This is a genomic window from Paraburkholderia sp. 40 (assembly GCF_050434105.1).
Lineage (GTDB): Bacteria > Pseudomonadota > Gammaproteobacteria > Burkholderiales > Burkholderiaceae > Paraburkholderia > Paraburkholderia tuberum.
Map to the genome: position 1 here is coordinate 59,289 of NZ_JBNPVY010000003.1, position 19,968 is coordinate 79,256.

17 protein-coding genes are annotated in these 19,968 nt (G+C 61.6%); 8 read left to right on the top strand and 9 right to left on the bottom strand.

The genetic code is table 11. The features are described 5' to 3' along the window. Positions 1-223 precede the first annotated feature (223 nt). Both OKW28_RS15680 and OKW28_RS15685 read right to left on the bottom strand, forming a co-directional pair. A complete protein-coding gene (locus tag OKW28_RS15680) occupies positions 224-1,198 on the bottom strand; it encodes a ParB/RepB/Spo0J family partition protein (protein WP_184023618.1) in 975 nt (324 codons plus the stop codon). Beyond that, the gene (locus tag OKW28_RS15685; RefSeq protein ID WP_429447092.1) at positions 1,195-2,406 is read right to left on the bottom strand and encodes a ParA family protein; all 1,212 of its coding nucleotides are present in this window, start codon (positions 2,404-2,406) and stop codon (positions 1,195-1,197) included. Before OKW28_RS15685 ends, OKW28_RS15680 begins: the two co-directional genes overlap by 4 nt. A 1,045-nt stretch (positions 2,407-3,451) precedes the next feature. On the opposite strand from OKW28_RS15685, the gene OKW28_RS15690 reads away from it, so the two are divergent. Beyond that, positions 3,452-4,855 (top strand): replication initiation protein, encoded by a 1,404-nt coding sequence (locus OKW28_RS15690; RefSeq protein WP_429448720.1) that lies wholly within the window; start codon positions 3,452-3,454, stop codon positions 4,853-4,855. Positions 4,856-4,979: 124 nt separating this feature from the next. Here OKW28_RS15690 and OKW28_RS15695 read toward each other — a convergent pair whose 3' ends face one another. The 3 genes from OKW28_RS15695 to OKW28_RS15705 all read right to left on the bottom strand — a co-directional run bounded on the left by OKW28_RS15695 (position 4,980) and on the right by OKW28_RS15705 (position 7,934). Then, complete coding sequence (locus OKW28_RS15695; RefSeq protein ID WP_429447093.1) at positions 4,980-6,476, bottom strand: GntP family permease; 1,497 nt, start codon at positions 6,474-6,476, stop codon at positions 4,980-4,982. A 2-nt stretch (positions 6,477-6,478) separates the two neighbouring features. Then, a complete protein-coding gene (locus tag OKW28_RS15700) occupies positions 6,479-7,522 on the bottom strand; it encodes a patatin-like phospholipase family protein (protein WP_429447095.1) in 1,044 nt (347 codons plus the stop codon). 178 nt (positions 7,523-7,700) lie between these two features. Then, positions 7,701-7,934 carry a hypothetical protein gene (locus OKW28_RS15705; protein ID WP_429447097.1) on the bottom strand — a complete coding sequence of 78 codons (234 nt, stop codon included), beginning with the start codon at positions 7,932-7,934 and terminating at the stop codon, positions 7,701-7,703. A gap of 192 nt (positions 7,935-8,126) precedes the next feature. On the opposite strand from OKW28_RS15705, the gene OKW28_RS15710 reads away from it, so the two are divergent. The 7 genes from OKW28_RS15710 to OKW28_RS15740 all read left to right on the top strand — a co-directional run bounded on the left by OKW28_RS15710 (position 8,127) and on the right by OKW28_RS15740 (position 14,715). Further along, positions 8,127-8,498, top strand: a complete 372-nt coding sequence (locus tag OKW28_RS15710) for a GFA family protein (RefSeq protein ID WP_429447099.1) — start codon at positions 8,127-8,129, stop codon at positions 8,496-8,498. After that, positions 8,495-8,617 (top strand): hypothetical protein, encoded by a 123-nt coding sequence (locus OKW28_RS15715; protein ID WP_429447101.1) that lies wholly within the window; start codon positions 8,495-8,497, stop codon positions 8,615-8,617. The genes OKW28_RS15710 and OKW28_RS15715 overlap by 4 nt, the downstream gene beginning before the upstream one ends. 7 nt (positions 8,618-8,624) lie before the next feature. After that, on the top strand, positions 8,625-9,365 hold the full coding sequence (locus OKW28_RS15720; protein ID WP_429447102.1) for a response regulator: 741 nt from the start codon (positions 8,625-8,627) through the stop codon (positions 9,363-9,365). After that, positions 9,362-10,708, top strand: a complete 1,347-nt coding sequence (locus OKW28_RS15725) for an ATP-binding protein (protein ID WP_429447103.1) — start codon at positions 9,362-9,364, stop codon at positions 10,706-10,708. Before OKW28_RS15720 ends, OKW28_RS15725 begins: the two co-directional genes overlap by 4 nt. Positions 10,709-11,233: 525 nt before the next feature. After that, entirely contained in the window at positions 11,234-12,655 is a 1,422-nt protein-coding gene (locus OKW28_RS15730) for a basic amino acid/polyamine antiporter (protein WP_429447105.1), read from the top strand. Between the two features lie 125 nt (positions 12,656-12,780). Then, the gene (locus OKW28_RS15735; RefSeq protein WP_409340120.1) at positions 12,781-13,971 is read left to right on the top strand and encodes an arginine deiminase; all 1,191 of its coding nucleotides are present in this window, start codon (positions 12,781-12,783) and stop codon (positions 13,969-13,971) included. A gap of 408 nt (positions 13,972-14,379) precedes the next feature. Then, entirely contained in the window at positions 14,380-14,715 is a 336-nt protein-coding gene (locus OKW28_RS15740) for an RcnB family protein (protein WP_429447107.1), read from the top strand. A 98-nt stretch (positions 14,716-14,813) separates the two neighbouring features. Here OKW28_RS15740 and OKW28_RS15745 read toward each other — a convergent pair whose 3' ends face one another. From OKW28_RS15745 to OKW28_RS15760, 4 genes are all read right to left on the bottom strand, one after another. After that, entirely contained in the window at positions 14,814-16,070 is a 1,257-nt protein-coding gene (locus OKW28_RS15745) for an MFS transporter (protein ID WP_429447109.1), read from the bottom strand. Further along, complete coding sequence (locus OKW28_RS15750; protein WP_429447110.1) at positions 16,067-16,630, bottom strand: GAF domain-containing protein; 564 nt, start codon at positions 16,628-16,630, stop codon at positions 16,067-16,069. Before OKW28_RS15750 ends, OKW28_RS15745 begins: the two co-directional genes overlap by 4 nt. A gap of 38 nt (positions 16,631-16,668) precedes the next feature. Continuing rightward, positions 16,669-18,096 carry an MFS transporter gene (locus tag OKW28_RS15755; RefSeq protein ID WP_429447112.1) on the bottom strand — a complete coding sequence of 476 codons (1,428 nt, stop codon included), beginning with the start codon at positions 18,094-18,096 and terminating at the stop codon, positions 16,669-16,671. A 69-nt stretch (positions 18,097-18,165) separates the two neighbouring features. Further along, complete coding sequence (locus OKW28_RS15760) at positions 18,166-19,950, bottom strand: gamma-glutamyltransferase family protein (RefSeq protein WP_429447114.1); 1,785 nt, start codon at positions 19,948-19,950, stop codon at positions 18,166-18,168. Between the last annotated feature and the right edge of the window lie 18 nt (positions 19,951-19,968).

The window sequence follows — 19,968 nt, forward strand, 5'->3', positions numbered from 1 at the left end:
TGCAAGGCACGAAGGATGTGCGTTCGCGCGGACGCGGCACGCTTTCATCGGCATCGGGGATGCGTCGTCAAGAGTGTCTAGAGTCTAGACGCCGGATGGCGCAAAGGTAGGGCTGCGGAGTGAGTGTCTAGACTCTAGACACTCTTCGAGGTGGACCGATTTGATTGACCCAAAAAAAAGCCCGCACTAAGCGGGACTTTTAACACTACAACCGAACCACCGATTAGCTCGTCTTCGGCTGCGATTGGAACATCTGTCCGATCAACTGTCGTATCTGAACTTCTTGCGCCTCGGTGATCACTCCCGTCTTGATCTTGATCGTGAAGTTACTAACATCCTTGGTGATGCTCCCAGCGTGCTCTCGTCCCGCGAAAAATTTCTCGATGCTGCGTCCGCTGGTACCACCCGACGTCGTCTGCCGGGTCGCCAGGGCGGTGATTCCCGCCGCGACCTTGCCCTGATCCATTTCGCCTCTCACCAACAGAGGCCAAATTTCGCGAGCGGCTTTAACGCCATCCTCGCCATGCTTTTTGATAGCCGCTGCAATTGCTTGCGCCGCAGTCCCGCCCAATAGTCGCGGTTGAATATCGAGATCTTTCTTGATGAAGTCCGGCAGATTGTCGAACGACAAGAACTGATACAGACCTGCCCGCGACAATCCCATCGCTTCCGCCAGTCGCTTGCGATTCGGGAACTCTGTTTCCGATCGACGAATCGCCACGCCGATTTCATAGTCAGCAAGGTCGTCGCGGCTAATGTTTTCGACCATTGCAAGCACGGCCATATCCGAGTCGGAGCAATCCGCAACCACGGCCTTGATCGTGTCCAGCCCCAACATCTTGTGCGCACGCCAGCGTCGTTCGCCGGCGACGATCTGATAGTCGTCCGCAACACGACGGACCACGATCGGCTGCATCAGTCCAACTTCCCGGATCGACTCCGCAAGCTCGGCTAACTTTGCTTCGTTGAACACGCGACGCGGCTGCCAAGGGTTTGGCAAGATGCCAGCAACCGCCAGTTGCGATGCGACGCCAGTCGATTCCAGTTCCTGCACGCGAAGTTGCGCAACGGCCAGCGCGCCGGCAAGGCCGGGCGCCGTTTGCGTGCGGTTGCTGCGCTTCACCTCGTCCTCGTTGATCGACGAAGTTTTGCGAATGCCGGACGTCTTGGCCAGCAACTGTTCTCGCATATTGCTCATTGCGCGTTCCTCCATTTTTCCGAATAGATCTCGTCGATCCAGCGACAGTAGTGGACGAGAGGTTGCCGCACGCGTTGCAGCGACTTGGCCGCGCTGTGATTGCTGCTGATGTCGAAGACGGTCGAGAACGCCAACGCCCCGGTGCTCATCACCGAGCTCGCCGGTACCTCGATCGAATGCAGCCAGTTTTCGTACGCGCTTTGCGCCCATGCGCGCACGATTGGCGCCGACGAGTTCCGCCCATAATCGACCCGCGACAACACCAGCGACACGAAGTCGTACTTCTTGTCCGTCTCGAATTTGATAAAGCTTTTGGACACGTCCGAGAAAAGTCGCCAGAACGACAGCGAGCTGATGAAGTCCAGGTTTTCCGGCACCATCGGCATCACCATGGCATCCGCGGCCATCAGCGCGTTCAGATTGAGGTACGACAGCGACGGCGACGTATCCATGAGAATGTAGTCGTACTTCTTGCGCAGCGGCTCGAGCCCTTGACGAAGCACGGTCCAGAAGCGAAAACCCGGTCGCATCTTTTGCATCGCCGGCAGATGGAACTCTGCTCCAATCAGCTCCGTGTGCGCAGGAATCACATCGATGCCATCCCAGTACGTCGACTGGACCCGCCCCTCGAGGCCACCTTCGATGTCCTGGTCGTAGACGTACGGCAATACTGTGTCTTCAGGCGTCACGTCTTTTTCCGCGTACAGTCCACACAGTTCCGAAAGCGACGCCTGCGGGTCGAGATCAACCACCAACACTTTGCGTCCCCGCAGCGACAGCCCCTGGGCGAGGCACATCGTCGTCGTCGTCTTGGCGGAGCCACCTTTGAGCTGCGCGGTGATAATGATCTTCCCGTCTGGCTCCTTCAGGCGCGTGACCAGTGGAGTCTGGTAGATGTCGGAAATCTTTTGTACCCAGATCCGCGCCTCTTCCAGCGTGAAGGTCCGGGTACGGCCCGTGCCTGCCGCCGTGCCCGAAGGCAGTTCTCCGTCGCCTTTTGTCGCGAGATACTGAACCTGCGAGTGTGAGACGTTGCACATCTCGGCAATCTCGCCGGTCTTGAAAACAGGAGCCGTTTTTCGAGGACGCGGAGCCAGAATCGTGTCACGCAGCTCATTAGTGAAAATGGTGACTTTTTCTGCGAACTCACTGATCTGCTCAAAGTGAACGGTTCGGTCTACGGCAGGAAGTTGGCTCGTTCTGACCATTCTGAGGTTTTTCCATAAAATTCCAGAAACCTCAGAATACAGGAAATACTTGAAAATAGCTTTTTAAATTACTGTTTTTATGCGGATTTTCTGCAAATTTCTGTATTTCCAGACCGTTTTCGGTTGCAGAATCGCCGTGGAAACTAAACGACCCTCGAAACACTGCGTCCTCGAAGGCACAAATGACCTCACCTTTCTTCGCAATCTGGGTAGCGGAGTCGGCACTCCTGCTCGAGACTTAGGCACTTGGTGAGGTCATTTGTGCACTTTCTCATTTCCTGAAAGACCGGTCCGGCGAACTTCTGCACAACCGACCTCACCATTGTTAGATTTTCGCCACCTCCCTGCGAGCGCTCCCCGCGCTTAGAACACAAATGCACAATCAACCTCACCCACAGAAGCGGCGACGCACCGGCGCCAGGCCGTCAGCCAGAGGCTCAGCTCATCACCAAGGATTGCCAATCACCGTAGCAGCACAACCAACCTCACCTTGGCAGCAGCCCTCCCAAACTCGCTCCACGTTTCGCACAATCAACCTCACCATGCTGCATCGCGCAATCTTAAGCCGCATTTATTGTGTGAGCCAGGTTGGTAGGTTTTTTTAAAACCGAGAACGAACCCACAAACCAACGCAATCAAACACTATTCAATGCGTTCAACCACTTAAGTTCCAAAAGGTGAGGTGCGTTGTGTCGAAGGTGAGGTTCGCTGTGCTCAGAGGTGCGGTTGGTTGTGCAGCAAGGTGAGACCGATTCCCCACCAAGGTGTGGTTCGATGTGTTTGCCACTGCGTCAAATCACGAGGGTGAGGTGGGTTGTGCAGCTACTGGGAACGAGGTTGAAAGGGCCGTCGCATAAGGCCTTGCCGCGCGAACGCCCGCCCGCAAGGTGAGGTTCTTTGTGAACATGGTGAGGTTCTGTGTGCCGAAACGCGGAAGGGACGCCGAAACGGCCTCCGCCGCGGTCGTTTGATGGTGAGGTTCTGTGTGTTGACAGCTCACCACCGCATGCTTACAGTCCCGGGAGCGAAAAAGTGGATGAAGAACATGGCCGCGGACAATCCGGAAGAGGGCAGGTCGAAAGCGACGTCACGCCAGATGGCGCTCGCGCTGTTCGAAGACATGTTCGATCAGGGATTGCGCATCAACGAGGCCAATCGCGAGATCGGTTATCAGCGCAACGATTTCTTCACCGAAATCGTCAATATGGGGCTGCCGGCGCGGCGCTTTCTCGATGCCGCGTACTTCATCGTCGCGCAGGAGCCCGAGCAGCGCGATCAGTACGACGTCGAACTCAACTACTTCAAGTGGCTGATGCGTTACGACAGCCGCAACCTGAAGCACTTGCGCACGATCGCCGACGAAGCTCAGAACGCGAAAGTTCGCGTGACGAATACGCCCGCGGACCGCGATCCCAACGAAGACGATCTGTGGGTGCAGGTTCAGTTGATCGGCATGGTCGGCTTTCATCGCGGACGTATGCGTTTCGACGTCCATCCGCGGCTGGTGCCGCATATCCGCGATCCGCAGAAATCGCATTGGCTGAGCTTGCGCATTTCCACCGCGTTCACGCGCAGTCTCGCGCGCGCGATCTACGACAAAGTTTTGCCCAACGTGCCCGCGGGACGCACCGACTGGATCCAGCTCGAGGAAATGCGCAACTGGCCCGGCAAAATGGGCGCGAATGCCGCCATCTTCAAATACTTCAAGCGCGACTGGCTCGAGCCGGCGGTGCGCGAGATCAACGAAGTGTCGGACGTCGAGATGTCCTATGAGACGCGGACTGCATCTACGACGTCGAAGAAAATCGACCGCATCCGCTTCCTGCTCAAGCGCAAGGACACAGCCGACGCGGTACTCGCGAGCCTCGCCGACGCGAGCCATCTGTACAAGATTCTCACCGACGAATTCGGGCTCTCGACCAAGCAGTTCAGCGAGATTTCGGAGAACCGCGAACTCTGGACCGACGAACGCATCCAGCAGGCCGTCGAATACACGCGCTTCAGGGTCAAGCGCGGCCAGGTCAAGAAGAGCCCCGCGGGCTACCTGATGCGCGCGCTACGCGACAACTGGAAGATCTCCGACGCCGAGCGCACGATGGTCGACGTACAGGCCAAACTGCTCGCCGACGAAGCGCAGGAACAGGCGGTCAAGACCGAAACGAGAAAGACCGTGGCGCACAGCATCGCGACGCGCGAAGAGGAAGTGCGCGCGCGCATGAACGAGGATTCGCGCAAGGGCCGCGACCATTTCAACGCCGCCGATGCGAAGACGCGCAAGGAACTGATGCATGCGTGGACGACGTCGCGCGAAGGCAAGCTGATGCTGCGCCGGATGAAGCTCGAACCGTCGACGGTCACCGAAGATGCGATTTTCGCGAATACCGAGCTGGTCTGGTATTTGGGGCAGTTCGTGTTCGGCCGGATGAATGCGGCGCGCGCGGCGGCGTGAAGTGAGCCGGAAATCGGCTGCAAAGCAGCCCAAACTGAGCCGACCGGCAAATAGAAAGGGGTCTTGCACTGACGGATAGCAACGTCAGTGCAAGACCCCTTGCTACTTCAGCCGCTCAGAACGCTCAGAACGACCCGAACAGCGAGCCCAGCACGATCACCACCACCAGCGCGAGTAACGCGCCGAGAATCGCGACGATCACGATGTCGCGATAGCTTTCGCGGTGGTTCGACCCACACACGGCAAGCAGCGTCACGACCGCGCCGTTATGCGGCAGGCTGTCGAGTGTGCCTGAGGAAATCACTGCGACCCGATGCAGCAGCGCCGGGTCGATGCCGTATTGCGCAGCCAGTTGCAGATAGGTGCTGCCGAGCGCGTCGAGCGCAATGGTGAGACCGCCCGAGGCCGAGCCGGTCAGCGCCGCGAGCAGATTGGTGGCGACCGCGAGCGATACGAGCGGACCACCGCCGATACCCAGCACCCATTCGCGCACGAGCGCGAACGCTGGCAGCGCGGCGATCACCGCGCCATAGCCGACCAGACTGCCGACGCTGAGCACCGGGAGCACCGATGCATTCGCGCCTGCATCGATCGTCTCGCGCAGCGCTGCCAGGCGATGCCGATTGAGCAGCACGAGCACGACGATCGCGACGGTGAGCGCCACGCACACGCCCCACACACCGCCGACCGCCGCAAGCGACGTCTCGCCCCAACGGACCTCGGCCAGATAGTCGGCGTCGATGCGCGGCAGCACGATCACGTTCATCACGAAGTTCGTCAGCACGACGAGCACGAGCGGCGTGAGCGCGACGCCGAACGAGGGCAGACTCTCGCTGACATGCCCGCGCTTCGCTTCCTCCGGATCGAAACTCTGCGATACGCTTGCGCGCTCGCGCACGAGGTTGTCGCTGGCCGGCGCCCCGGTGGATTTCACCGCCGCCTTGAGTCCGTCGAATCCTTCATTGGCCGCCTTCGCGCGCGATTGCTGCAAGGACAACCACCAGAGCCCGAACACCACCATCACGATACTCGCGATGATGCCAAGCCCAGGCGCCGCAAACGGCGTCGTACCAAAGAACGGCATCGGGATCGCGTTCTGGATAGCCGGTGTGCCGGGCAGCGCGGACATCGTGAACGTCGACGTGCCGAGCGCGATCGCGGCCGGCATCAGACGGCGCGGAATATTGGCGGCCTGGAAGAGGGCGGTGGCCATCGGCGCGAGCACGAAGAACGCCACGAAGAGGCTGACGCCGCCATAGGTGACGAGTGCGCCACCGATCACGACCGCGAGAATCGCCCGATGCGAGCCAAGCTTCTCCGTCATGTAACTGGCGATCGCCTTCACGGAGCCGCTGTCTTCCATCAGCTTGCCGAACAGCGCGCCGAGCAGGAACAACGGAAAGAACTGCGCGAGAAAGCGCGCGGCGCTGAGCATGAAGGTCTGGGTCCAATGCGCGAGAATCGGTTCGCCCGAAATCGCGGCGGCCAGCATCGCGGCGAACGGCGCGAGCAGCAGCACGGTCCAGCCGCGGTACGCGAAGCCGATCAGTAGCGCGAGACTCGCGAGCATGCCGAAAAGCCCTAGACCGATCGCGAGCGGTGACAGGGTGATGACTTCCATGGTCAGACCCCGTCGAGCAACGCGTCGAGATCCAGCGAGGAGCGCACGCCGATCGAATCGCCGTGCTCGGCGAGGAACGCGTCGGCGGCACGCCGGCCTTCGTCGCGCAGCATCGTCAGAAAGCTCCACTCGGCGTTCAGCTTCGACGAGTAGCCGAGTTCGGTCATCAGCTCGCTCGCGATCCGATGGATGCGCATCGCCGCCCAATGGCGGCCTTCGTCGCTGCCGGGGTCCGCCGCGCGGCGCAGCAGTGCGATCATGCGCAGCTCTTTCAGCAGCGGCGCGTTGAAAGCAACTTCGTTCAGGCGACTGATGATGTCGCGCGCGGTGCGCGGGGTTTCGTCCCGCACGACGGGATTGACCTGGATCAGCAGCGTGTCGCTCGACGTGCATTCGCGTACCAGCGGCGTCATGGTCGGATTACCGGCATAGCCGCCGTCCCAGTAGTCTTCACCGTCGATCTGCACGGCCTGAAACAGCGTGGGCAGGCAGCCGGAGGCGAGCAGCACGTCAGGCGTCAGGTCGCCATTGCGAAACACACGCGCCTGGCCCGTGCGCACGCGCGTCGCGGTGATGAACAGCTTGATCGGCGCGTCGCGCAGATGCGCGAAATCGATCGAGTCCTGCAGAATCTTCGCCAGCGGATGTACGCCGCGCGGGTTCAGGTCGTATGGAGAAAACACGCGCGCCGCGAGGTCCATCGCGATGAAGAGCGGCGAGTAGTCGAGCGTCCAGCGGCCCATCAACACGTCGAACGGGGTACGGCGAAACGGGCTGTACACCGATGCTTCGAATACTCGCCGCCAGAAGGCTTCGAGCGCGGCGCGCGCGCCTGCCGCGCCGTCTGCCTGATAGCCGCTCACTAGCACCGCGGCGTTCATCGCGCCAGCCGACGTACCCGATATCCCTTCGATCCGCAGCCACGACTCTTCGAGCAAACGGTCGAGGACGCCCCATGTAAATGCACCGTGCGATCCGCCGCCTTGCAATGCGAGGTCGATAAGGGCGGGTTCGCGGTGGGTGGGTTGGTTTTTTGTTGCAGCCAAGACGACTCCGGTAGTGAGGAGTGCTCCATTTCGCGAGCTGACGCCGCATGCACGGCGGACGAATGAACTGCTGGCCAATGCTGTGAACTACCGAATGAGGTGAGGCGTGTTTCAAAGTCGAAACTTCGCACTGCACCATTGGTATTGGAAGTGGCCGGTGACTAAAAGTCAAGCGTATTCAACTTGATTCACAGAGCTTGCGAGCAACCGGCTCGTGGCCGTCATCGCCCGCTTGCTGGTCACGCGCGATTGTGCCTGGCAATGCCGGCCATTCAAGCGGAATATAGAAAAGCCGGTTGGTCACGCCGAGGTCAAAAACAGCGTGTAGGGAGGCCGGCCGGCGCGCCCCGTCGCGCCGCTTACAGGCAGAGTATCTTTGCACGGTTGAGCGCGATAATGCGGTGGCAATCATGCAATCTGCGTTATCCGTTTGCGCGTGCCGCTTAAATGCTAACTCGCGTGTATATCTTCGCTGTTCGCCTTGCGCTAATCGCCGCAGCGTATTGCAATGTGATGTATCGTCTCGGCCGCCGGATACATTACGACATAATTCGACTGATGAACCAGGCTATAAAGCAGGCATCGTCAAATCACGGAGAGCATCATGAACGCCGGGTTCCTGCAAGGGTCCTGTCACTGCGGGGCCGTCAAGTTCGAAGTTCGCACCGAAATCGTTCCGGCTGGTCGTTGCAACTGCAGCCTGTGCCGCCGCAAGGGCGCGCTGATGACGCCGCTCTTTCCCGCCAGTCAGTTGAAGATTCTGAGTGGCGAGGATTCGCTGACGCTATACCAGTTCAACACGAAGGTCGCGAAACACTACTTCTGCAAGCATTGCGGCATCTATCCTTTTCATCAGACGCGCAAGGATCCGCAGCAATGGCGCGTCAATATCGGCTGCCTCGACGGGGTCGATCCTTACGCGCTCGAAGCCGGCGTGGCCGATGGCGCGAGTCTTTCCGTGCTGGAGGACGCATGAAACGCCTGTTTGCCATCGCTGTGTTCGTGGCGGGCGGGTTCGCGGCCGAACTCGCCCATCTGTTGCAGTGTTCATTGATCCAATCGAGCGGCGTGCAACTCAATCGCCGCAGCAGATAATCCGTCGATGGAAACCTCCGACCACGTACTGATCGTCGATGACGATCGCGGTATCCGTGAACTGCTCGCGGGATACCTCGAGAAAAACGGCGTGCGTGTCTCGCTCGCGGCCAATGGCCGCCAGATGCGCGCCGCGCTCGAGAACGGCGCGCCCGACCTGATCGTGCTCGACCTGATGCTGCCCGGCGAAGACGGCCTCGTGCTGTGCCGTGAGTTGCGCGCGGGCAAGTTCCGCACAGTGCCGATCCTGATGCTGACGGCGCGCAGCGAGGAAGCGGACCGGATCGTCGGCCTCGAAATGGGCGCCGACGATTACCTGACCAAACCGTTCGCCGCACGCGAGTTGCTCGCGCGAATCCGTTCGGTGCTGCGCCGCGCGCGCATGTTGCCGCCCGGCATGGAGGTGACGGAGTCGGCGCCGATGCTGTGCTTCGGCGACTGGCGGCTCGACACGACCGCGCGCCATCTGCTCGACGCGGACGGAACCGAGGTGGCGTTGAGCGGCGCGGAGTACCGTCTGTTGCGTGTGTTTCTCGATCATCCGCAGCGCGTGCTCACGCGCGATCAGTTGCTGAACCTCACCCAGGGACGCCAGGCCGATCCGTTCGACCGCTCGATCGATCTGATGGTGAGCCGCCTGCGTCAACGCCTGCGGGACGGCGCGCGCGAGCCGCGCTACATCAAGACGCTGCGCAGCGAGGGCTATGTGTTTTCAGCGACCGTGACCGCGATCGGAGATCCGGAATGAGCGCGTCTCCATCATCACCGTCGTTGCTGCGCTGGCCGCATTGGCCGCGCACGCTGTTCGCGCGGCTCGCGGTGATTTTGTTCGTCGGGCTCGCGCTCGCGCAGGCGCTGTCGTTCTGGCTCACAATGACCGAGCGCGACCAGACGATGACCAATATCATGATGGGCTACATCGAGCGCGAGGTGGCGAGCTCGGTCGCGCTGCTCGATCATCTGCCTCCCGACGAGCGCGCCCAGTGGCTGCCGCGGCTCGCGCGGCGCAGCTATGAGTTCGTGCTCGGCCCGGGCGTGCCAGGCACCCCGGTCGACGCGAGCCTGTCGGCGCGCGTCGCGCAGTCGATCGGCGATGGCATCGGCACGCGTTATCCGTTGACCGTCAACGCAGTGCCGGGCGATCGCGAGCGTCTGCAGGTGCACCTGAAACTGAGCGACGGCACGCCGCTCACCATCGACCTGCGGCCGATGCCCGGCGCCCCGTTGTCGCGCTGGCTGCCGCTCGTGCTGACGCTGCAGCTGCTCGTGCTCGCGGCCTGCTGCTGGCTGGCGGTACGGCTCGCGACGCGCCCGCTCAATCAGCTCGCAGTCGCGGCCGACACGCTCGGCCCCGACCTGAAGGCCGCGCGTCTGCGCGAAGCCGGTCCGTCCGAAGTGGCGCGCGCCGCGCGCGCGTTCAACGCGATGCAGGACCGGATCGCCACGTACATGACCGAGCGCATGCAGATTCTCGCGGCGATTTCGCACGATTTGCAGACGCCGATCACGCGCATGCGTTTGCGTGTCGACACGATGGACAACGACAGCGAGGCCGCAAAGCTGCGCCAGGATCTGCAGGAAATGGAGGCGCTGGTCAAGGAAGGGATCACCTATGCGCGCACGATGCATGGCACGACCGAGGTGCCGCGCCGCATCGATCCCGATGCGCTGTTCGACAGCCTGGTGTGCGATTACGTCGACGCGGGTCAGCAAGTGTCACTGCAGGGCCACTTCGGCCAGTCGCTGACGATGCGTCCGCAGGCGTTGAAGCGCATCGTCGGCAATCTGGTCGATAACGCGCTGAGGTACGGCGGCGCCGCGCAGATCGATATCGGGGCGTTGCACGATGGCGAGGCTACCGTGTCGGTGCTCGATCGCGGTCCCGGCATTCCGGTCGAGTCGCTGGAGACGGTGTTCGAGCCGTTCGTGCGGCTCGAAGGGTCGCGCAATCGTCAAACGGGCGGCACGGGGCTGGGGCTCGCGATCGCGCGGCAACTCGCGCTCGCGATGGACGCGACGCTCACGCTGCACAACCGCGTCGGCGGTGGTCTCGAAGCGCGGCTGACGTTGAGGAAGTTGCGCGAGTCATAGTTGGACCTCTTGCGGCGCGGACACGCGGACGATTCCGTCAGAAAAATTCACCAAGCCCGTCATTACGAAATCGTCATCGGGTTTGGACTATTAATGACCCCGCGCGCTATTTCGAGCTGTGGCTCTGTGCTTCTCAGTAGTTCTGAATGACCACCGGTTCAGCTCGCTTCAGCGATTCCCCATCATTTGAGAAAACCGCTGCGGTGATGCGGCAGGTCGCATCATTGTTAAATCATCGATATTCAAAGCGACTTATCGATGCGAGCAATTCAGATGCGTGGTGAATTGTTAATTCGCAAATTCAACCAAATTCGGCGACGCAGCATCGATGGATTCGATCGCATAGCGAGCCACAGTCCGTTACCTTGTCTTCGATAAATTGACAAACGCCAACGGACAGACCATTCTTTTCGTGTGGTGGTTGCAGAGTAGCACGGCTGATCAACAGCAAGATTGGCCGAGAGACACGTTTCGTTCGAATCTGATTACAGATCCTTGTTAAAAAGGTAACTAAAAGGAATCCGAATGGCGTCCACGCCACAAAAGATGTCAAAAATGCAACTCACCGGGATGGTGGTGGGCGGCATGGTCGGAGCCGGGATCTTTTCCCTGCCGCGCACTTTTGCCAATGCCACCGGTCCGGTGGGTGCCGTGATTGCCTGGCTGATTGCGGGCACGGGCATGTATATGCTGGCGCGCGTATTTCAGGCGCTGGCGGAACGCAAGCCCGAACTGGACGCCGGCGTGTTTGCGTATGCGAAAGCGGGCTTTGGCGACTATCCGGGCTTTCTGTCCGCATTTGGCTATTGGATCGGTAGCTGTATCGGCAACGTTTCTTACTGGGTGCTGATCAAGTCGACACTCGGCGCGTTCTTCCCCGTGTTCGGCGACGGCAATACGGTCGTCGCGATCGTCGTTGCATCGATCGGCATCTGGCTATTTCATTTCATGATCCTGAAGGGGGTGCAGCAGGCGGCCTTCATCAACAGTATCGTCACGGTCGCCAAGGTCATTCCGATTCTGGTGTTCATCTTGATCCTGATCTTCGGTTTCCGGTTGGACCTGTTCCAGGCCAACCTCTACGGCGGAGGACTCGAAGGCAATATCCTCGAGCAGGTGCGGGCCACGATGCTGGTCACGGTGTTCGTGTTCATCGGTATCGAAGGGGCGAGCGTTTATTCCCGTTATGCGAAGAAGCGCTCCGATGTCGGCCAGTCGACGATTCTCGGCTTCGTCGTCGTGACCTCGCTGATGGTGCTCGTGACGATGCTGCCTTACGCAGTGCTCCAGCGCGCCGACATCGCGGCCATGCGGCAGCCGTCGATGGCGGCGGTGCTCGAAGCGGTGGTCGGTCATTGGGGCGCGGTTTTCGTCAGCATAGGTTTGCTGATTTCGGTACTGGGCGCTTATCTCGCCTGGTCGCTGATCTGCGCCGAAGTGTTGTTCACGGCGGCAAAGACCGAAGACATGCCCGCCGTATTCGCGAGGGAAAACGCTAACAAGGTACCTGCCAATGCATTGTGGCTGACCAACATCGTGGTGCAGCTGCTCGTCATCAGCACCTACTTCTCGCGCGATGCGTTCGCGCTGATGCTGAATCTGACGAGCGCGATGTCGTTGATTCCGTACCTCTTCGTCGCGGTGTTCGGCTGCATGAACGCGAATCGCGGCGACGGTTACGACGTGCGCGCCGACGAGCGCCGGCGTGACTTCATCATGGCCGCAATCGCCTCGATCTATACGGTCTTCATGATCTGGGCGGGTGGCCTGAAATTCATTCTGCTTTCCGCCGTGCTGTATGCGCCAGGAACCGCGCTTTATATCTGGGCTCGGCGCGAGCAGAACAAGAATGTCTTCATCGTTTCCGACTGGATCATTTTTATCGTTGCGATCATTGGCGCGATCATCGGCATCTATGGCCTCGTAACCGGAAGGATCGCGATTTAGCTTTAATGAAATCCGATTGAACAGAGCGGGCCAACATTGGCATTCAGGAGATCATCATGGCGAACACGGACGCGAAAGCGGGTGAATTGGGTGTCTACTCGGAAGTCGGGCAGCTGCGCAAAGTGATGGTCTGCGCACCGGGGCTCGCGCATCAGCGTCTTACCCCGAGCAATTGCGATGAACTGCTGTTCGACGACGTACTGTGGGTCGAGAACGCGAAGCGCGACCACTTCGACTTCGTCACGAAGATGCGCGACCGCGGCGTCGAAGTGGTGGAGATGCACAATCTGCTCGCCGAAACGGTCGCGGTGCCCGAAGGCAAGAAGTGGATTCTCGACAACCAGGTGGTGCCGAATCAGGTCGGCCTCGGCTTTATCGATGAATTGAGAAGCTATCTGGAAGGGCTCGACAATCGCAAGCTGGCCGAAACGCTGATTGGCGGGCTATCCACTCACGACTTCCCGGAAGCGCACGGCGGCAAGGCGCTGGAGGTCGCGAAAGAAGCGGCGGGCGGCACCGAATATCTGCTGCCGCCGCTGCCGAACACGCTGTACACGCGCGACACGACGTGCTGGATCTATGGCGGCGTCACGCTGAATGCGCTGTACTGGCCGGCCCGCCACGAGGAGACGATCCTGACCACGGCGATCTACAAGTTCCACCCCGATTTCGCGGGCAAGGTCAACGTGTGGTGGGGCGACCCGACTCAGGACCACGGTCTCGCCACGCTGGAAGGCGGCGACGTGATGCCGATCGGCAAGGGCGTCGTGCTGATCGGCATGAGCGAGCGCACCTCGCGGCAGGCCATCAGTCAACTGGCTGCAATGCTGTTCAAGAAGGGTGCGGCCGAGCGCGTGATCGTCGCGGCGATGCCGAAGATTCGCGCGGCAATGCACCTCGATACCGTGTTCACGTTCGCCGATCGCGATTGCGTGCTGGTCGCCCCGGACTTCATGGCGAAGACGCGCACCTATTCGTATCGGCCGAGCAGCCATCCGAGCGGCGTCGAGTTGCACGCCGAAAACAAGCCGTTCACCGACGTCGTCGCCGAGGCGCTCGGGCTGAAGCATCTGCGCGTGGTCGAGGCGGGCGGCAGCGACTATCAACGCGAGCGCACGCAGTGGGATAGCGGTGCGAACCTCGTGTGCGCGTCCCCGGGCGTCGTCTATGCATACGACCGCAACACGTACACGAACACGCTGTTGCGCAAGCAGGGCATCGAAGTGATTACGATCGTCGGTGCGGAGCTGGGCCGTGGACGTGGCGGCGGTCACTGCATGACCTGCCCGATCATCCGCGATGCGGTCGACTATTGATCGGTCAAGCGAATCAATCTGGCCGGTGACTGGCAAAGTGTCGCCCGCTCGCTGAAGTGGCGAACGGGCGACAGCGCCGCGCGCGCGTCCGCCGCCGCCAGGAACGGCGCGATCCGTCCAGACGATCGACGCGACGAATCGGATCGCCCCGCTAATCGCCGGTTGACGCACGCCGTAGTGGTGGGCAGGTCCGGCTTGAAGTCGAACTTCCTTTTACTATACTTTTTAACGACTTCGCGCCTGAATTATCGAATTTGATATCTCGCGATTTGCAAAGATTACATTCGATAGACCAGCGATCGCTGCAATGAAGTTCGAGTTAATGAATCTGCGAGTAGCTGGACGATCACTTTTCACGTCAATCGCGTGAATGCTCGGAGCTTTCTTCCACCGCACGGAGGTTCGAATATGAATAATCGCTTTGTTGCGCAACTCGTCGCCTTGTCATTTGCCGGTATGTCCGCGCTCGCGATTGCGGCTGGGCCCATGAAGGACGAGGGCGGCGGCCAGATGGCCGGTACGGGCCGTCAGCAGGTGATGCCGTCGATTCCGCACCGTGACTGGCATAAAGGTCAACGTGTGCCGGCCGAATACCGTCACTACAACTTCATGATGGACGACTGGCGCGGACACGGCCTCAATGCGCCGCCGCGCGGGCACAAATGGCTGGGTGTCAACGGCGACTATGTGCTCGTAACGACGAACAACTGGACCATTTCAGACATTGTCGCCGGAACCCAGTAATGCTTCCTCGTGGTGCCCGGGCTATCCGGCGGCCAGTTTTAGCGCCGGAACCTGGGCCATTCATCGACACGACATGATTTCGTCATTTTCGTGTCGATTTAATGCTGCGTGTCGTATAGCCGGTCGGGAACGAACAATGCAGTCACGCCGCTCAAAAAGAACACCGCGCCGACCACGAGAAAGCCAAGTCCGATCGAGAACTGCGTCGCGATAAAACCGATGACGATCGGCGCCGCTCCCGAACAGAAGCGCCCGAGATTATACGAGCCGCCCACCGCGGTGCCGCGCACCGACGTCGCAAAACTCTCCGACATGAACGTGCCGATCGTGCCGAGCGGCACGCCGTACAGAAAGCCGAAGAAAAGCATCAGCGTGGAAATGTTGTCGTGGGTGTGCCAGAAAATGATCACGGGCAGAAAGAGTGCCGCACCGATACAGCCGATCACGTACACGCCGCGCCGGCTCCAGCGGTCACCGAGCCAGCCCGCGAAGATCTTGCCGATGAAGGCGACCACGTATGTGCCGATCATATAGCCGGTCAGCGAGCTGAACTTGATGTGCAATTCCTTCTCGAGATACGTCGGCAGCCAGTTGTTCAGGCCGTAAAAGCCGGACAGCACGAAGATCGACGCGAAGGTCCACAGGATGAACATCGTGCGCGCCTGGCGGTCGCGGAAAATCTGCGCGTAGCGATTGTCGACGAGCCGCGTTTTGCTCGCACGGTCGGCAGCCCGGCTAGCGAGCCATGCCGCCGGTTCGGGCACCGCGAACTTGATCGCGAATGCGAGCAGCACCGGCACGGCAGACACGTAGTACAGCGTGCGCCAGCCGTACTGCGGCAGGATCCAGTTGCTGAGTGCGATCACGACGATATATCCAGCCGAAATGCCAGTTTGCAGCATGCCGAGTACCAGCGAGCGCCGTTCTGTCGGCACATATTCGGCCACAAGCGTGGTGACCAGCACCATGCAGCCAATGCCGAGCGAACTGATAAAGCGCACCGCCGCGAATTCGACGAAGCTGTGCGTGAACCCGAGCATCCCCGCGCCGAGCGAGAACAGCGCGAGCGCCCATGCGATGACCCGCACGCGGCCGAGACGATCGCTCGCCCAGCCGCCGACAATGCCGCCGATCGCCATGCCGAGCAAGGTCAGACTGCCGAGCGCGCCCGCTTCGACGTTGGTCAGCCCGAAGTCGTCCTTGATGCGCGACAGGGTGAGACCGTACATCATCACGTCGGCGCCATCGGCGATCAGCGCGAGGTAGGCGAGCACGAAGACCAGCACCCAGCGGCCTTGCGAGACGGCGGGATGGGTCACCGCTCGATAGTTTTGCAGGTCGGATGGTGTTTTCATGAACGGGCGGCGCAAGCGGCGGATGCCGTATTCTGCCTGAGCAGAGCAGGGACAAGGAAGGCGCCGATCAGGAGGCCTATGCTTTCATGACGGCTGGTGTACCAGCCTTCCTTGTGGGTCAGGTTCATCGTACCGATGCACACGCCATCATAGGCGATCGGAATGTTGAGGATCGAGCCGAGACCGATACCTGTCATCACCGCATGATCGTCGAAGGCCTCGCGAATGCCTTGCGACGTGGCGGCACGAAACGGCTTCAGATCCTGAAGTATCTGTCGCGCCCACGCGGTGCCTTGCTTGTTTTTGCGGCCGCCCAGTGGATAGACGTCCGGCATGTTCGTGTAGACCCGTTCGACCTCGTGACGCCGCGCATCGTAGGACATGATCGTGAACAGGCTTAGGCCTATCGCCTTTGCCGCCACCGCGTGAACCGCGCGGAACAGCTCGAGCGGTTGGTTCTTCAGGCGCATCGCCAGCGCGAGACGCTCGAGGTCTGCGATATCCAGCATCTGCGTATCGTGCGGTGCGGGTTCGGTCAGGTTGCCTTGCATCATTTGCATCGCGTTTGCATCGGAAAGTGTGAAAAGTCGCAGTGCGTTCAGCCGTGCATGCGGGTGGAGTTCAGTTGGCCTCGCGCGTCGCGAGCCGGTTCGAGTTCGCTCGCCTCGATATCTTCGAGCGAGCGGTTGCGCGTTTCGATGCCGAGGAAGAACACCACGCATGCGCCGATCACCAGCACCGTCGTGGTAATCGCGAACACACCGAGGAAACCGGACAGCGGATAAACGAGACCGACGAGGATCGGCGCGCTGACCGAGCCGATGCGGCCGAACGATGACGACGAGCCCGTGCCCGTCGTGCGTACCGCGGTGGGAAACACTTCCGGCGTGTAAGCGTAGACGCCGGCGAATGCGCCGTTCATGAAGAACGACAGCGCGATGCCCGCGGTCATGATCTGTATGCCGGTGTGAGAAAACGCGAGCGTGATCGCGGCGATGCCGCCGAACAGCATGTAGGAAGCGACCACCGCCTTGCGGCCGATCTTTTCGTTGAGCCACGCCGCCGAGAAGTAACCGGGAATCTGCGCGCCATAGATTGCAATCGAATAGCCGAAGCTCTTCGTCATCGTCAGCCCTTCCTTGACGAGCAGGCTCGGGATCCACGAGAAGAACGAGTAGTACGCGAACGCGACCGAGAACCACATCAGCCAGCTGACCGCGGTCGTGCGCGCGAGTCGCGGCGACCACAGCGTGAGCACGTTGCGCCACGCGTTGCCGCGCGCCGGCGTCGAGGCCGGCGTGGGCACCGCGTGAAGCGCGTGGTTCGCAGTCACGGGCGCAAGCGCAATGCCGCGCTCGACGAACGCCGCTTCGATGCGGCCGACGATGCCGTTCGCTTCGGCCGCGCGGCCCTGGCTTTCGAGCCAGCGCGGCGATTCCGGCAGCGTCCGGCGCCACCACAGCAGCATCACGACGGGCAGCGACGTGATCACGGCCAGATAGCGCCAGCCGTCGACGAAGTTGCGCACCACCGCGAAGCCGAGAATCGACGAGGTCAGATAGCCGAACGACATGAAGCCGACCAGCGCGCCGCAGAAAATGCCGCGATAGCGGCGCGGCACGAACTCGGCGAGAAACGGCGCGATCACGACCGTCTCCGCGCCCGAACCGAAGCCCGCGACGACGCGCAGCGCGAAGAACGTGTGCCAGTCGTGCGCGGTCGCGCTCGCGAGAGACGCGACGCAATAGATGGCGAGCGCGCTCATCATGATGCGGCGCCGGCCGATCACGTCGGCGAGCACACCCGACAGGAACGCGCCGAAAAAGTAGCCGATATAGGTGCTGCTCGCGACGAGCCCGGTCTCAGCGCTCGTCAATTGCCACAGCTTGCTGACGACCGGCAGCAGGAACGCGAGCGACGACGAATCGAGCCCGTCGAACATGTACCCGAGCCCGCCGATCAGTAGCAGTCTGCGGTGAAAGCTCGACAGGGGAAGTCTTTCAAGACGGGCGGCGACGGCGGACACGGCAACTTCTCCTGAAGGAAATGGCGCGGCGACGCCGCGCGTTCTGCGCTGATGGCTGCTTCGGGCCGCTTATCGGCCGATTGCGTAGGCCTGCATCTGACGCGGTGTAGCGGCGCCTCGCATCAAACCGTTGCGGATCGCGACCGCGCAGACCCGGCCGAGCGACCACGGTTCCGCGACGGTGAGGTCGTGGCCCCGCGCGTGCAGTTCGGCGAGCGTGCTGTCCGGAAAGCGCGACTCGGCCGACATCTTGCCGAGATGCATCGCGCGCGGATAGAACGAGCCGGGGAAGTGCGCGGTCTGGAACGAGGGCGCATCGGCGGCGGCCTGGAAGTTCATGCCGCCATGCACGTGCTTGAGGAACAGCTGCAGCGACCACTGATCCTGCTGGTCGCCACCCGGCGTGCCGAAGGCCGCGTACGGTTTGCCGTCGCGCGTGACGAGCGTCGGCGACAGCGTGGTGCGCGGCCGGCGGCCCGGGCCGAGTGACGAAGGCAGGCCTTCTTCCATCCAGAACATCTGCGCGCGCGTGGTGACGTTGAAGCCAAGACCCGGCACCGCCGGCGACGCCTGCAGCCAGCCGCCCGACGGCGTAGCCGACACCATGTTGCCCCAGCGGTCGACCACGTCGAGATGCACGGTATCGCCGCGCAATTCGGGCAGCGGCGCGAAGGTCGGCTCACCCTGGCCAAAGCCGCCGGTCTGCTCGCGCCCGGCATTCGCGACGATGCGCGCGGCGCGTTGCTCGCTGTCGCCGAGCAGCCCGGGGCGGAATTCGAACGACGCGCGGCGCGGATCGATGAGGCGGCGCCGCTCGTCGTTGTACGCGTCGCTGAGCAGCGCGTCCATCGGCACATGCGAAAACGCCGGGTCGCCGTAGAACACTTCGCGATCGGCGAAGGCGAGCTTCGAGCACTCGATCACCGTGTGCACGAAATCGGGCCCGAGGGGGTCCATCGCGCCGAGATCGAAACCCTTCAGCAGCGCGAGCTGTTGCAGGAACATCGGGCCCTGGCCCCACGGGCCGGTTTTGTGCACGCGCATGCCCGCGTAGTCGTAAGACACCGGGTCTTCGTAGGTTGGCTCCCAGCGCGCGAGATCGCCCGCATCGAGCAGACCGCTGTTGCGCAGGCCCGAGGTGTCGAGCACGGCGGTCGAACGGAAGTACTGGTCGATCGCGTCGGCGACGAAGCCGCGATAGAAGACATCACGCGCGCGTTCGCACTGCTCGGCGCGATCGCTGCGCGTATTTGCCTCGCGCAGGATGCGCTTGTAGGTTTCGGCGATCGCGGGATTCGCGAACAACTGGTTCGGCATCGGCGCCTCGCCGTTGCGCAGCCATTGCTCGGCCGAGGTCGTCCATTCGGTGCGGAAGAAGTCCTGAATCGCGAGAATCGACGATGCCATGCGTGGCAGCACCGGATAGCCGTTTTCCGCGTAGCCGATCGCATAGCTCAGCACTTCTTCGAGCGGCAACTGGCCATAGTCGCGCAGCAGCGCCATCCATGCGCCGAATGCGCCCGGCACGACCGCGGGCAGCAGGCCCGTGCCCGGCACCACGTCGAGCCCCATCTTGCGCATCCGCTCGATCGTCATGCGCGCGGGCGTCACGCCTTGTCCGCACAGCACGCGCACGCGTTCTTCGCGCGCGCTGTAGAACACCACCGGCAGCTCGCCACCCGGACCGTTCAGATGCGGCTCGACGATCTGCAGGACGAAGCCGGCCGCGGCGGCGGCGTCGAACGCATTGCCGCCTTTTTCGAGGACCGCCATCGCCGATGCGCTCGCGAGCCAGTGCGTCGAGGCGACCATGCCGAAGGTGCCGATCAGTTCTGGACGGGTTGTAAACGACATGCGCGACTCCGTGGCGAC